Here is a 14,047-nt window from a genome sequence, read left to right as displayed (position 1 = left end):
CTGCGTAATTTTGCGGTTTTGCTGGCGAGATTGATTTCTCTATGCTTGAAATATTTATTACGAAATATTTCATTCATTAAATTTAGCAATTGGGTGTTTATAGTGCCGCAAAATCTTTCATCGTTACCAGAACCAATCAGAAGGATTGAGACAGAAGCAAATCAACCATTTTCAGAAGCGTGGGCGAAGAAGTATTTGCGAAATTTAGCTGAACAGGATAATCGCATCGAGGTTCTGAAAGTCAGTGAAATTGCAAATGAGGTTGCAAAAACGTTAACGCAGGCACTGCGAACCACAAGTCTTCAAGCGTGGGGAAGAACAGAAGCGCTTTTGTCTCAAGAGGTGATTCGGCATCAAATTGACCCTGAATTAATCGATCCGTGGGAAGTTGCAAAAGATACCCACCAGATTTATCAAACTGCCCTCTCAGCCTATGCTGAACAGATTTCCCCAGCAAAGTTTTCTACATGGATTGCTAGGGATTTGGGGAAAATTCGACACAAATACACAGTAGACGATCCTAGAGTAATTGGGTTCATTAGTATGCAGTTTCACTACAGCGGACAAATACTACTGAACTTAACACCACCAGTGCAGCAAGCATCGCTGAGGGATTACTTCAAAGTGATTGACGATCATCTCTATATGCCGCTCCAGCGTGCTTACCAGGCAGCAGCAGAATATGCTTACGACGCGCCACCATTACAAGCTGTCCAGCAACTTTTGCCCTTGTGCAGCGAGATTGCGACCAAGATTGCAGAACGAGTGATGCAGATGTATCCCAATTATCAATGCCATACAGGTCGCTTAAGCGATACTAACATTAACATTTCTAGTGTCCGTGATATAGAGATGTTCCAGGTATATCTATGGGTTTGTATTTTGGAGAACAACATTAGTGCTATACAACAAGAGCTATTTCCCTTGTGTGTCATGTTATATCCTCGATTAAAGGTGCGCTGGGAATTGGTGCGGCAATTAATTTACTTGCTCGGTACTGAAATCCGCTCTCGTTTGCAACCAGAACAGGCTGCTTATTTTTTCGTTTACTATGAGTCGTTGCAGGCAATGTTTTCACCCCAAGTTTTGCCGGACTAGTAAATCTTAGATTTTGTAGTGTCCCGATTCTCAAATCGATATGATAATTAGATAAGCATAAATAAACAATAGTTTGTAGTTAGCACTTTAGTGCTGAAAATAGGTATCTTGGGTACTAAAGTACTTACTTAATCAGCGATCGCTCTGGAAGCGGACATAATATAAAACCGCGTCCTATTTGGGGCAAGAAGACACGGTTTGCTCGAAGTATTTAGTTATAATATTACAAAAATCAAAGTAGAATTTGATTTATACCAAAGCAATCGATTTACTGGGATTTGTTTCCTGGTTCATTAACTTTCTCTGTTGTGGGAAGAATTTGGCGGTCGTAACTTGTCTTTTCTTGGGTCAGAGCGATCGCACCAAAGAAAATCGCACTACCTACAGCCAAGGCTACCATCGGACGCTTGAGTAGGATAAAATCTCTGAGAATCCTCGCTAAAGGTCGGCTTTGACGACGTAGCGATGAAGACATCATCAATTGTCTCCAAGTAAACGGATCGCGGACATAATGACCACTTTGGCAAACTACTAGCCTTTCCTGGCAATAGGGACAGCAAAACAAACCCATGCGTGTTTTAACTGGTTTTGGCGTGGCATTTCTTTGGCAAATTGGGCAAGTAACATAATGATTATCAAAAGTGTGTATATTCATTTACCTCATCCGCCTAGTCCATTTACTCGCTCTATAACAATAGCTATATTGAATTGGGGTCAATGTCCGATCTGACATCAGGCATCAATCATACATACATTCTATTACTACCAAGGATGCCTCAATAGTCGCAACACGAGTATAGCTAGATTTAAACAAGGATGACTCATGGTTAATGTTTACGGATATGTCCACCCAATCGAAAAAACTTTGTTGTCTCTAGAAAAAATAGTGTTGGTGCTCGTTCGCACTCTATTAGCCGCAGCTACGCCCAACTTAGGCATTGCTGACCCCTAAATAATAATTCTCTCTCATTTAACCGTTCTCCCCACACAAATTTTGCACAATGACATTTTTCGCTAAAGCTTTGTAAGTTAAGCAAATAAAGTCTACTTGTCCGGTTGCTAAATAATGGCTCACAATGATAAATAACAGATAAAAATTTAAATTTTTTCTTACATTTACCCCGCCTCTCAATGACTCTCTTGCCTCCCACTCAACTGAGGAAGGTAACGGAACAACCTGCCTTTCCTACACCTTCCGCTCGTTTAGCTCACTTAATTAATCGTTTTCAACCATCCCCAGAAACAGTTGTGCTGTTTTTAGCCATGCTCATTGGCGGTGGTACTGGTATGGGTGTAGTCACCTTTCACTATTTAATCCAGTTGGTTCACCAGTTGATGCTGGAAAATTTAATGGGTCAAATTGGGGCCTGGGGTGCATGGACTTTAGCCTGCGTTCCCACCCTTGGCGGATTAATTGTTGGCTTGATGCGCTGGCGTACTCAAGACTTTGGGCCTGGACTTTCATCTCTCATCGCCGCTTCTCAGGGAACAGAGATTAAGCGACCACTAAGACCAGTTACCAAAATGCTGGCTGCATCTGTTACTTTGGGGAGCGGTGCTTCTTTGGGGCCAGAAGGGCCGAGTGTCGAAATTGGCGCAAATTTTGGGATGTTGTTATCTGTGATCCTAAATGTATCTCAGGAACGACAACGTTTGCTGTTGGGTGCTGGCGCGGCGGCGGGGCTGGCGGCGGGATTTAATGCTCCCATCGCTGGAGTATTTTTTGCTCTAGAGGTGGTGATGGGAGCGACATCTTTTGCTACTTCTGCTGTCAGTGTGGTACTCTTAGCTGCGGTGGTAGCAGCATTAATTGCCCAAATTGGTTTGGGGGCCCAACCTGCTTTTGATTTACCTGTTTACCAGGTTCGCAGTCCTTTGGAATTACCTCTTTACCTTGGCTTAGGTTTAGGGGCCAGCCTAGTTTCTCTGGCTTATACTCAATTAATTCGTTTGGCAAAAGCTTGCTTTGCTGGGAAGGTTCCAGGTTTTGCCTTTTTGGGACGAATTCCTGAGCCGATTCATCCAATTATTGGCGGTGCGATTATTGGCGCTGTTGCTTTACACTTTCCGCAAATTCTAGGCGTTGGTTATGAAACTGTAGAAGCAATGCTTCAAGATGTGGAGTTTCCACTCTATTTATTGGTGGCGTTGTTGGTGGTGAAATTATTGATGACTGCAATTAGTGCAGGTAGTGGTTTCATTGGTGGTTTGTTCGCACCAGCAATGTTTTTAGGTGCTTCTTTTGGATCGGCTTACGCCAAAATGTTGGCTGTAGCATTCCCGACAATTTGCGATCAAATGGCGGCTCCCCCAGCTTATGCAATGGTGGGAATGGCAGCAGTATTAGCTGCTAGTGTGAGAGCGCCGTTAACGGCTATTTTAATGCTGTTTGAATTAACCCGCGACTATCGAATTGTTTTACCGTTGATGGCAGCTGTGGGTTTAAGTGTTTGGCTAGTAGAAAGGATTAAACCAACTTTTAACTCTAACTCTAATCTACAACAAATTGGTCTTTCGGAATTGAAAGATGAACAATCGGAAATTGTGCAGCAAATTTTGGTAGAAGATGCCATGTACCCTTGTCCCAAAAAGTTACCTGCAACTTTGGGAGTATTAGATGCTGCTGTGGAAATGACCCGCGATCGCGTTCGTAGTGCTTTAGTATTCGATCAAGCAGAGCAATTAGTTGGTATACTTTCTTTGGAAGATATTAACCGTGCCCTTGCTATTTGGCAAACATATCCAAATCCCCTAACCGAAATTCCCGATAATTTATCTAGTCAAACCCTCATAGACATTTGTACTACTGAAATTCTCTATGCATGGCAAGATGAACTTTTATCTGAGGCTTTAGACCGGATGAGTCTTCGAGGTCTACATCAATTACCAGTGGTAGCACGAGACAAACCCGATCGCATTTTGGGTTTATTAGAAAAAGAGCAAATTGCATTAACCTGTAATTTAGCAGTTACGCGCAAGGCACTTCGCCACTATTTACCAGTCTTACCTACTACAGATATAGTCATTAGTCATTAGTCATTGGTCATTGGTCATTAGTCATTAGTCATTATTTTTCACAAAGGACGCTTGACTAATGACTGTTTATAGTCATTGTTTTTCACAAAAGACAAATACTTCTCTACGAGAGGCTGCGCCAACGGCTTCGCTCAGTACAAGTGACAAATGACAAAGGAGAATTGACTAATGACCATTTATTAAGCCGTGGCTTCTATGGCTTCATCATCTTCACGATCTTCTGGATCTACCTGTCTCAGACGAATGTGCTTTTTGCCTAAAGTGATCAGAAACTCATCTCCTGGTTGAAGATTCATCTGTTTTGTATAAGCTGAACCTATCAGTAAGTTACCATTCGATTGCACACTAATTCTATAGCTAGCACTACGTCCACCACGCCCATTAGCACTGGGTGTACTGTCTAACTGAATGCCTTCAGCATCAATTAGGGCATTTAAGAACTTCATCATATTGACGCGCTCTATACCATTTTTGGTAACGGTATAGTAGCCGCACTTCTTAGCTTTGTCTTCTTTGCTCTCGTTCTCTAGCTCTTTGACTTTTTTGAGCAGTTCTTCGCCGAGTAAGGGTTCAATTTTTTTCTGTTTAGGCATCAACTTAGGTCGAAAATGAATGTTTGAAGTGTTTGAATCGATTTTATTTTAGCTGAGGTTGAGCTAACAGGAACATAATCCTTTAGTTTTTATCTCAACCTAGCCAAGTATATTACACTCAGATGCACAATTGTTATGCCATTACCAATATTGGCAAGACAATCTATTTTAGAAAATGCTGGCAATGCTGATAACTTAACTATATATATAGTTTGTGAATTACTGCTAGACCATATAAGTTTTAAGTTTTCTAAACTAACCTCAAGAGGTTTTCTATTTCTGAAGGATGAGAACTGAGTCACAAAATGATAAGCAAAACTGATCCTTAGTGATTGGTCAATGGTAATTAGTCATTGGTTATTTAGAAACGACAAACTAAAGAAGTCTCAGAGTCGGAAGCCGACCATCAGAATTTCTTTTCAGGGAGATGCAGTGCCAACAAAGACAAAGGACAAACAACAAAACTTGCCAAAATGAAATTAACTACCAGAGGACACTATAGTGTAAAGGCGTTGCTAGATTTAAGTTTACAGCCAAGATATGGGCCTGCATCTGTGAGAGCGATCGCAAAACGCCAAGATATCCCCGCTCCTTACCTCGAAAAACTACTAATAGAAATGCGTCGTGCGTCAATAGTTAAATCAATTCGTGGTAGCATCGGCGGATATCAATTGGCAAGAGAGCCTGCACAAATATCTATAGGAGAAATTTTAGAAGCTGTTGGCGAGACTAGCCATTTACCTCATCACACCCCAGCACCGACACAAGCTGAAGATTGGGTAACGTTTAGCCTCTGGCACAGACTCAACCAAAAGCTCAAAGAAGCTTTATACAGTATTACCCTGGCAGACCTTTATTACGATGCTCGCAGTCGGCAAGCTTCCCTTGGAGAAGAAGCTAGTTTTGTGGTTTAGTCAAGAGCAAAGCAAAGACGCTCCGCCTCCGGTCAATAGTCAACCAATTTTAGATTTTGGATTTGCGATAGTGTCGGCGGCAAGCGAGTCCGCGTACCCTTACAGGGAAGCAAGCTAGCAAGAGCGTCTCGTAGAGAGCGTCTTTTGGATTAACCTCGCCGACAACTTGTACTGAGCGTAGTCGAAGTAGGGGACAAGGCTTGAAGATTTTGGATTTTGGATTTTGAATTTATTCCGCTTGACTTCTCTACGAGACGCTACGCGAACGGGCGGGGCATGAACCGAAACAATCTAAAATCTAAAATCTAAAATCACTAGGTCTAAATATTGACCCTTGACTTTGAACCTAAGACTTGTGACTTATGACTAATAATATCTATATCTTAATAATTGCAGCATTTTTAGATTACTTAATTGGCGATCCTTGGGATTGGCCTCATCCAGTGCAAATTATGGGGTGGGTAATTTCTCGCCTGACCAAGTTTTTTCTCCACTTCTGTCAAAATTCTCTAACACAACGCCTAGCTGGAATTGTACTAGGCATTATCTTGATAATTGGTAGCGGTCTTGTTGGCTTTTTGATGATTCAAATTGCCAGATGGGTTCATCCACTTTTAGGAATTGCCATAGATAGCATTCTTTTGGCTAGTTGTTTTGCTGGCAAAAGTTTGCGAGTAGCAGCGGAGGCTGTTTTACAACCTTTAACAGTCGGAGATTTAGAGAAGGCTCGAAAGATTTTAAGTAATTACGTTGGTCGAGATACCCAAAACCTCTCACAAGCAGAAATTTACCGAGCTGTTTTAGAAACGGTTGCAGAAAATGCCACCGATGGGGTAACGGCTCCGCTTTTTTATGCAATTGTTGGTGTCTTTATACCAGTTGTGGGGCCAACTCCTTTAGCTTTAGCATATAAAGCCAGCAGTACCCTTGATTCAATGGTGGGCTATCGGGAAGCACCCTATACTTATTTAGGGTGGTTTTGTGCGCGGTTAGAAGATTATTTGACTTGGCTACCTTGTCGGTTAACAGTCGTGACTGTGGCGCTGCTATCAGGTAAACCGATGCATATTTGGCAAATTTGTCGTCGGGATGCAATTAAAGATCCTAGTCCCAATTCTGGCTGGAGTGAGTGTGCCTATGCTGCATTTTTAGGTGTGCAGATGGGGGGTACAAATTGGTATCGGGGGATAGCTAAGTACAAACCACTGCTAGGAGATGCTCTTTATGCCATTACTGCAACTTCTATTCAGAATGCTTTACAGCTGACTCGATATTGTTTTTTGCTATGGTTAGGGATAGCGATCGCAATATTCGTAATGTTCCCAAATAGGTAATGAGAAATATAAAGTTAGGAGTTAGAGACGCGATTAACCCAAGTCTTTCCAGGAGTTAAGAATAAAAACTCCTAACTCTTAACTTATCACTCCTAACTTATCACTCATTATGTCTGCCAAAGTAGTTGAAATTCTCTCATCAGAAGAAATCCGTCGTACCTTGACTCGTCTTGCTTCTCAAATTGTCGAAAGGACGCGTGATTTGTCTCAACTGGTGCTTCTTGGTATTTATACCAGGGGTGCGTTATTAGCCGAATTATTGGCGCGTCAGATTGAGACGCTAGAAGGTGTAGCAGTGTCAGTGGGTGCTTTGGACATTACATTTTATCGAGATGACCTCGACAAAATTGGATTGCGGACTCCAACGAAAAGCGAAATTCCTTTCGATCTTACGGGGAAAACGGTTGTACTGGTGGATGATGTGATTTTCAAAGGACGGACGATTCGCGCGGCTTTGAACGCAGTCAACGATTACGGTAGGCCAGAGGTGATTCGTTTAGCTGTGTTAGTAGACAGAGGCCATCGAGAATTGCCAATTCACCCAGATTTTATTGGCAAGAGGTTGCCTACAGCTAAAGAAGAAATTGTCAAAGTTTACTTACAAAATAGTGATGGACGAGATGCAGTAGAGTTGATTGCAGATTAGGCTATAGAGGGCAGGGGGCAGGGAGATGTGGTTCGACTGCGCTCACCAACCGAGAGTGAGGGAGTGAGGGAGTGAGGGAGTGAGGGGACAAGGAGATAAACAAAACTCCTAACTCTTGTACAGACGCGATTAATCGCGTCTCTACTGTTAACTCCTAACTCCTAACTCAGCACTGGCTCAACGCCCCGCTATCCATGTACAGCACTCTCGATCTGATCTACTTGAAAACTGCTGTCAGTAATCAAGCAAAAAGGATACTACGGGTAAAGGCAACTGTGAGAAGTCTGTAAACCTTGTTAAAAAATAAAGATTGTTTGGTTGCCTTGCCAGCAAACTACAACTCCTAATGAGAAAATAAGGCATTACAACCAAGCGATCGCGATAAAATTGTTGACAAACCTGTTAATCAGACCCAATTTTTTTGAATTTTAAGCAAACAAAAGCATTATGGGACATGACCTAGAACATTAGTGCCTTAAAATACTCCTGAAAGCCAGTCCTTGTTTTATAAGTTTTATGTAGAATTTGGTGGTGAGGTTATTTACTTGATTCTCACTTGCAGCAATCCAGGTTTCATTTATGAGTCAGTCTTTTTCTCAAAACCAAGCAAGACGAAATCGTCAACAGAGACTCTGGCAACAAAAATGGAGTTTAAAGACTAAAGCAATAATTTGGGCACTAAGTATCAGTGTCCTTCCTGTAGTTGCAATTGGAACAGCTACTTACAACTATGGGATTAATTTAATTAACATACAAACTCCGCAAATCAGACAAGAGAATACAGAAAGTTCAACAGAAACTGAACTTGCTCTACAAAGACAATTGTCACTCTTGTTAACTGGTATGGGGGTGACAGCAATTGTAGCAGGTGCGATCGCTGTTTTTGTGACGAATCGAGTTATGAGTCGAGTCAGCAAGGCAGCTACAATTTCTAATAATATTAAAAAGAGGCTACGTCCAGACAGCGAGTTTACTCAAGTCTTCATCGCTAGCCAAGATGAATTAGTGATGTTAGAGAGAAACATTACCTTATTCACAGACCTGCTTTCGGTTTTGGTACAAGACAAAGAAGCCGAAGCCGATTATTCCCAAATATTAATCAAAATTACCCGTTGGGTTCGAGAATCATTCAATCAAGAAGATGTTCTCAAAACTACCTCAGAAGAAATTCGTAAAGCTTTAAGCATCGATCGCGTTACCATCTTTTGCTTCGACTCCAACTATAATGGAACTGGAACCTTTATCGCCGAATCAGTAGCACCTGGTTTACCAAAAATATTAGGGTTTACAGTCTTCGATCCTGGATTTGAGGCAGGGTATATAGACAAATATCAGAATGGTAAGATCCATGCTATTGATAATATCCATCAAGCCGATCTCAGTGATGCTGATATTGAGTTCCTGGAGCAATTTGCTGTCAAATCTAATTTAGTAGCACCTATTCTCAAAGGCAAACAGCTATTCGGTTTGTTGATTGCACATCAATGTTCTAGAATTCGCTCTTGGCAACAATCTGAGATTGATTTGTTCTCTCAGATAGCCATGCAAGTAGGATTTGCCCTTGACTACGGCAACCTTCTACAAAAAGTAGATACTAAGGCAGATAAAGCTCAAGTATTTATCGAAATTACCCGCAGCATTCGCCAATCGCTCAACGAAGAGGATGTCCTCAAAACGACGGTGGAAGAGGTTCGCAAAGCTCTAAGTACCGATCGAGTACTGGTTTATACCTTTTACCCTAATTGGTCTGGAATTATAATTGCCGAATCAGTGGTTCCAGGTTATCCCAAAGTTTTGCGGTCTGAAATTCAAGACATCTGTTTCGGTCAGGGTTATGTAGAAAAGTATCAGTCTGGTCGCGTTGTAGCCACAAACAACATTTATGAAGCAGGTTTGGCTGATTGTCACATTAGCCTGCTCGAATCCTTTGCTGTGAAAGCAAATTTGGTCGCCCCAATTCTCAAAGATGAACAATTATTTGGCTTATTAATTGCCCATCAATGCTCCAGACCCCGTGATTGGCAACAATCTGAGATTGATTTATTTGCTCAAATAGCGATGCAAGTCGGGTTTGCTCTCGACCATGCAAGACTCCTGCAACGAATCGAGGCTGAGGGTGTGCAAAGTCAGTTGTTAGCAGATACTATCGGCATTATTCGCCAATCACTCAACGAAGAGGATGTCCTCAAAACCACTGTGGAAGAGGTTCGCAAAGCTCTGAGTGCTGACCGAGTGATGGTTTATAGCTTTGATGGTAATTGGTCGGGAACAGTGATTGCTGAATCAGTTGTTCTCACCTACCCAAAAGTTTTACGAGCTGAAATCCAAGACCCATGTTTCGGTCAAGGCTATGTAGAAGAGTATCAGTCTGGTCGCGTTCTGGCAATTAACAACATTTATGAAGCAGGTTTAGCTGATTGTCACATTCACCTGCTCGAATCCTTTGCTGTGAAAGCAAATTTAGTAGCCCCCATTATTAAAGATGAACAGCTATTTGGCTTGTTAATTGCACATCAATGCTCCAGACCCCGCGATTGGCAACAAACTGAGATTGATTTATTTGGTCAGATAGCGATGCAAGTAGGATTTGCTCTCGACCATGCAAGACTCCTGCAAAGAATCGAAGCAGAAAGGATGCGAAGTCAGTTACTAGTGGATATTATCCGCAGCATTCGCCAATCCCTCAAGGAAGAGGATATCATCAAAACTACTGTGGAAGAGGTTCGCAAAGCACTTAGTACTGACCGAGTTTTGATTTATAGCTTTTACGCTAATTGGTTCGGAATTATTATTGCTGAATCAGTGGTTCCAGGTTATCCCAAAGTTTTGCGGTCTAAAATTCACGACCCCTGTTTTACTGAAAGCTATGTAGAAAAGTACCAATCTGGTCGCGTTGTCGCAATCAACAACATTTATGAGTCTAGTTTGACTGATTGTCACATTAAACTGCTCGAATCTTTTGGTGTGAAAGCAAATTTAGTAGCACCAATTATTAAAGATGAGCAGCTATTTGGCTTGTTAATTGCACATCAGTGTTCTGAACCCCGCGATTGGCAACAATCTGAGATTGATTTATTTGGTCAGATAGCGATGCAAGTAGGATTTACTCTCGATCATGCTAGGCTCTTACAAGCGTATCAAACTGCTGAAGCTAACTCTGAGGAATAGTAGGGGCGCGCAGCTAGCTGTGCGCCTGAATTGATACATGTATTTTTACGTTACGCTTAGTGTAACTTTTGACGAAGCTGCTAGAGCGATCGCTAATGGTAAAATTCGATGTTCCTGAATTTGAATCCTGGCGTGGAGTGTTTCTGCTGTATCATCCGGCAGTACTGGTACTGCGGCTTGCATTAATATTGGGCCGCTATCCATTTCTAAGCAAGCTATATGCACTGTACAACCAGTAATTTTTACCCCAGATGCCAAGGCTTGTTCTACAGCATGGATTCCTTTGAAACTAGGTAACAAACTAGGATGGATATTGATAATCTTCTCAGGAAAAGCATCAATGAAAACTGACGTTAATAGTCGCATCCACCCTGCCAAAATCACCCATTCTACATCGTAGTGCCGCAATGTCTGCACAATTTTTTCGTCAAACTCTTCTCGGTTTTGATAGTTGCGGTGATTTAATAAAACAGTTTCTACACCTCTATTCGCTGCTCTGACGGCTGCTCTCGCCGAGGGGTTATTGTAAATTAAAACTTGAATTTGGGCATTTAGCCGCCCATCTTCGATAGCTTGGGCAACTACATCAAAATTGCTGCCATTTCCAGAAGCCATAATTCCCAGCTTTAAAGGGGCGAATTGTTGGCAATCATCGCTAATGTTGGGAGAAATTAAGCTCTGGGTAGAATCAATGCAAAGAGTCATAACAGCTAGGAGGGTTAATTTATAGATGCCAAAAATATATACAAAAATATATACTAAGTCGTGGTTGGATAATGATGCAGTAAGTAGCAGCATCGATTTACTGACTTGAGATTAAGCTAGGATATTAGTAGGAATTATTTTTGCTACTAATTGGTAGGAAGATGAATGTAGAAAAACTCTCTATTTCCTTGCCACCGTCTTTAGTGGAGTTTGTCGAAAATTACAAGCTCAATAAAGGCTGTAAATCTCGTTCTCAAGTAATTGAAGAAGCATTAGAATTGCTGCGAAACCGAGAATTAGAGGCAGCTTACCGAGAAGCATCTGCTGAAGTTGATAACGATTGGGATGTGACAGTGGCAGATGGTTTAACAGATGAAACGTGGTGATATTTATTACGCAAATCTTAGTCCGGTGATGGGTTCAGAAATGGGTAAACGTCGTCCAGTGCTAATTGTCAGTAATAATATAAGTAATAGTGCTGCTACCACTGTGACAATTTTACCGCTTACTTCTAATGTGAGCCGTGTTTATCCCTTTGAAGTTCTGCTTAATCCAGAGGTTAGTGGTTTAACAAAGTCTTCTAAAGTACAGGCGCAGCAAGTGCGAACAATTTCTAAGCAACGAATTACTGGTGAAGTATTAGGTAGTTTAAACGAAGAGATGATGGTACTAATTGATGCGGCGTTAAAATTGCATTTGGGATTGGTTTGAGTTTGCAGAAAAATAGCGATGTTTAAGTAAAGACTCTAAGTAGAGATAATTATGAACCAAGAGCAAACCCCAAGCGTAGGCGTAGCCCGTCGTAGACATCGCTAATGTTGGGAGAAATTAAGCTCAGGGTAGAATCAAGGCAAAGAGTGATAACAGCTAGAAAGGTTAATTATAGATGCCAAAAATATATACTAAGTCGTGGTTGGATAATGATACAGTAGCCGCGTGGATTTTTCTCACACCAGCATTAATTTTGCTGGATGTTTTTATCATTTGGCCGATCGCTTATTTGTTCTATCTCAGTTTCACTGCTGGTAGTTTCACTTTAAAAGGTATTTATTGGGTAGGCTTAAAAAACTATTGGCGCTTGCTACTCAACCCCGACTTCTTGCAAGTTCTAGGTAACACCTTCTATTTTACTGTTGCCACCATCATTCCTAGTTTAGTTATCTCCTTAGCATTGGCAATACTATTAAACCGCTCCATTCCCTTGCGGGGCATCCTGCGAAGTACTTATTTTTTACCCTCAATTATTTCAATTGTGGCAGCGGGTTTGGGGTTTCGCTGGCTGTTTCAGACATCAGGGCCAGTTAACGGACTTTTAGATTTTTTTGGCATTTCAGAAATACCTTGGCTAGGAGACACATTTTGGGCAATGCCAGTAATTATTTTAATGAGTATTTGGAAACAACTGGGTTTCAATATGGTAGTTTTTTTAGCAGGGTTACAAGCAATTCCTCCCAGTCGTTATGAAGCAGCAGACTTAGATGGAGCAAATGCTTGGCAACAATTTTGGTATATTACTTTACCCGGATTGCGCCCGACTATAATATTTGCAGTCATTACTACCGCAATTTTTACATTGCGGAGTTTTGAGCAAGTTTTTGTGATGACTGGCGGTGGACCACTAAATTCAACTAATCTGCTGGTTTACTACATTTACCAAGAGGCTTTTGGTCAATTTGATTTTGGTTATGCAGCAGCAGGAGCGACTGTATTATTAGCAGTGACGCTGGTACTAGTTTATTTGCAACTGCAAACTTGGGGAGAAGAGTAGGGGAGGCAGGGGAGCAGGGGAGGCAGAGGAGCAGGGGAGGCAGGGGGGAATGAAAGGAAGTTGCTAAGTTATTGCGCAAATATGCAATGCCGAGTTTCTACTTCTTATATAGACTGCGATATTCCCAAGGATTTATAAATTTAGTATCGCTCCAAACGCCGAGCCGTTGCTCCTTAGCCTTAGCTTCGGCTTGTTGAACTAAATCTTTACTAGGACACTTGTTTAAATAGGGACGATAGACTTTTGCTAAACCTTCTTGCAACAATACCTGTTGCACAAAAGTACCATTTTTTAAACGGACTTCGGCAATTTTGCGTCCATAACGATCGCTATCGGTGATATTCAAAGTCACGCGCGAGCCTCCTTGTTGCACCAGTTGTTGCACCCGTTCTTGGGCTTTTACACCCCAAGTAAATTGATTGCGATCGCTAGTACGTTTACTCTGCTTTTCTTTGTTTGTATGGGCTATCTCTGGCGCGTCTACACAAGCAAAGCGGACTGTCAGATTTTTACCATCAGCATCTTTTACTACTAAAGTATCGCCATCACTGACTCGCTCAACTGGTTCTCCAGAATTCCCGATAAAGCGATCGCAGCCCATCAAATTTAAAATTATGATAGTTGCACAAAGCCAAAATCGCACTGGTTTAATTAATTTCTCCATCCAAAATTACCAAATTATCTCTGTGGGATGATACTAACAAAATGAAAAGATATATTTGTTAACTGTTGAGATACTCCCACAGGCAATTCAAAATGATAAAACCCTCTGGCGGCAAAGGAAT

General features: G+C 41.6%; 14 protein-coding genes. 10 read left to right on the top strand and 4 right to left on the bottom strand.

The genetic code is table 11. From position 1 onward, the window contains the following. The first annotated feature begins 102 nt into the window (after positions 1 to 102). Positions 103 to 1,098, top strand: a complete 996-nt coding sequence (locus NSTC731_RS21375) for a hypothetical protein (RefSeq protein WP_445626696.1) — start codon at positions 103 to 105, stop codon at positions 1,096 to 1,098. 268 nt (positions 1,099 to 1,366) lie between these two features. Here the strand turns inward: NSTC731_RS21375 and NSTC731_RS21370 are convergent, their stop codons facing one another. Continuing rightward, positions 1,367 to 1,753 carry a hypothetical protein gene (locus NSTC731_RS21370; RefSeq protein WP_322673143.1) on the bottom strand — a complete coding sequence of 129 codons (387 nt, stop codon included), beginning with the start codon at positions 1,751 to 1,753 and terminating at the stop codon, positions 1,367 to 1,369. 168 nt (positions 1,754 to 1,921) lie between these two features. Here NSTC731_RS21370 and NSTC731_RS21365 point away from each other — a divergent pair, with 168 nt between their 5' ends. Further along, complete coding sequence (locus NSTC731_RS21365) at positions 1,922 to 2,050, top strand: hypothetical protein (protein WP_445626695.1); 129 nt, start codon at positions 1,922 to 1,924, stop codon at positions 2,048 to 2,050. Positions 2,051 to 2,229: 179 nt separating this feature from the next. Then, positions 2,230 to 4,134, top strand: coding sequence for a chloride channel protein (locus NSTC731_RS21360; RefSeq protein WP_445626694.1), 1,905 nt, complete (start codon positions 2,230 to 2,232; stop codon positions 4,132 to 4,134). A 179-nt stretch (positions 4,135 to 4,313) separates the two neighbouring features. Here the strand turns inward: NSTC731_RS21360 and NSTC731_RS21355 are convergent, their stop codons facing one another. Then, complete coding sequence (locus NSTC731_RS21355; RefSeq protein WP_322696373.1) at positions 4,314 to 4,727, bottom strand: AbrB family transcriptional regulator; 414 nt, start codon at positions 4,725 to 4,727, stop codon at positions 4,314 to 4,316. A gap of 473 nt (positions 4,728 to 5,200) precedes the next feature. On the opposite strand from NSTC731_RS21355, the gene NSTC731_RS21350 reads away from it, so the two are divergent. The 4 genes from NSTC731_RS21350 (at position 5,201) to NSTC731_RS21335 (ending at position 10,789) form a co-directional block, all read left to right on the top strand. Then, on the top strand, positions 5,201 to 5,641 hold the full coding sequence (locus tag NSTC731_RS21350; RefSeq protein ID WP_445626693.1) for an Rrf2 family transcriptional regulator: 441 nt from the start codon (positions 5,201 to 5,203) through the stop codon (positions 5,639 to 5,641). 362 nt (positions 5,642 to 6,003) lie between these two features. Beyond that, complete coding sequence (gene cbiB, locus NSTC731_RS21345; RefSeq protein ID WP_445626692.1) at positions 6,004 to 6,975, top strand: adenosylcobinamide-phosphate synthase CbiB; 972 nt, start codon at positions 6,004 to 6,006, stop codon at positions 6,973 to 6,975. Positions 6,976 to 7,084: 109 nt separating this feature from the next. Then, complete coding sequence (pyrR, locus tag NSTC731_RS21340) at positions 7,085 to 7,621, top strand: bifunctional pyr operon transcriptional regulator/uracil phosphoribosyltransferase PyrR (protein WP_445626691.1); 537 nt, start codon at positions 7,085 to 7,087, stop codon at positions 7,619 to 7,621. Between the two features lie 579 nt (positions 7,622 to 8,200). Then, positions 8,201 to 10,789, top strand: coding sequence for a GAF domain-containing protein (locus NSTC731_RS21335; RefSeq protein ID WP_445626690.1), 2,589 nt, complete (start codon positions 8,201 to 8,203; stop codon positions 10,787 to 10,789). Positions 10,790 to 10,834: 45 nt separating this feature from the next. On the opposite strand, the gene purN is transcribed toward NSTC731_RS21335, so the two are convergent. Further along, positions 10,835 to 11,494: a phosphoribosylglycinamide formyltransferase gene (purN, locus tag NSTC731_RS21330; protein WP_445632138.1), complete on the bottom strand. Its 660-nt coding sequence runs from the start codon at positions 11,492 to 11,494 to the stop codon at positions 10,835 to 10,837. A gap of 161 nt (positions 11,495 to 11,655) precedes the next feature. Between purN and NSTC731_RS21325 the strand changes: the two genes are divergently transcribed. The 3 genes from NSTC731_RS21325 to NSTC731_RS21315 all read left to right on the top strand — a co-directional run bounded on the left by NSTC731_RS21325 (position 11,656) and on the right by NSTC731_RS21315 (position 13,262). Next, the gene (locus NSTC731_RS21325; RefSeq protein WP_322686507.1) at positions 11,656 to 11,880 is read left to right on the top strand and encodes a ribbon-helix-helix domain-containing protein; all 225 of its coding nucleotides are present in this window, start codon (positions 11,656 to 11,658) and stop codon (positions 11,878 to 11,880) included. Continuing rightward, the gene (locus tag NSTC731_RS21320) at positions 11,867 to 12,205 is read left to right on the top strand and encodes a type II toxin-antitoxin system PemK/MazF family toxin (RefSeq protein WP_322686508.1); all 339 of its coding nucleotides are present in this window, start codon (positions 11,867 to 11,869) and stop codon (positions 12,203 to 12,205) included. Before NSTC731_RS21325 ends, NSTC731_RS21320 begins: the two co-directional genes overlap by 14 nt. 175 nt (positions 12,206 to 12,380) lie before the next feature. Beyond that, positions 12,381 to 13,262 (top strand): carbohydrate ABC transporter permease, encoded by an 882-nt coding sequence (locus tag NSTC731_RS21315; protein ID WP_445626689.1) that lies wholly within the window; start codon positions 12,381 to 12,383, stop codon positions 13,260 to 13,262. Positions 13,263 to 13,359: 97 nt separating this feature from the next. Here the strand turns inward: NSTC731_RS21315 and NSTC731_RS21310 are convergent, their stop codons facing one another. Next, positions 13,360 to 13,926 carry a thermonuclease family protein gene (locus NSTC731_RS21310; protein ID WP_445626688.1) on the bottom strand — a complete coding sequence of 189 codons (567 nt, stop codon included), beginning with the start codon at positions 13,924 to 13,926 and terminating at the stop codon, positions 13,360 to 13,362. Positions 13,927 to 14,047: the final 121 nt, after the last annotated feature.

Source organism: Nostoc sp. DSM 114167 (assembly GCF_052692655.1).
Note: the sequence above shows the minus strand (reverse complement) of the source record. Positions and strands in the feature narration are given on the sequence as shown.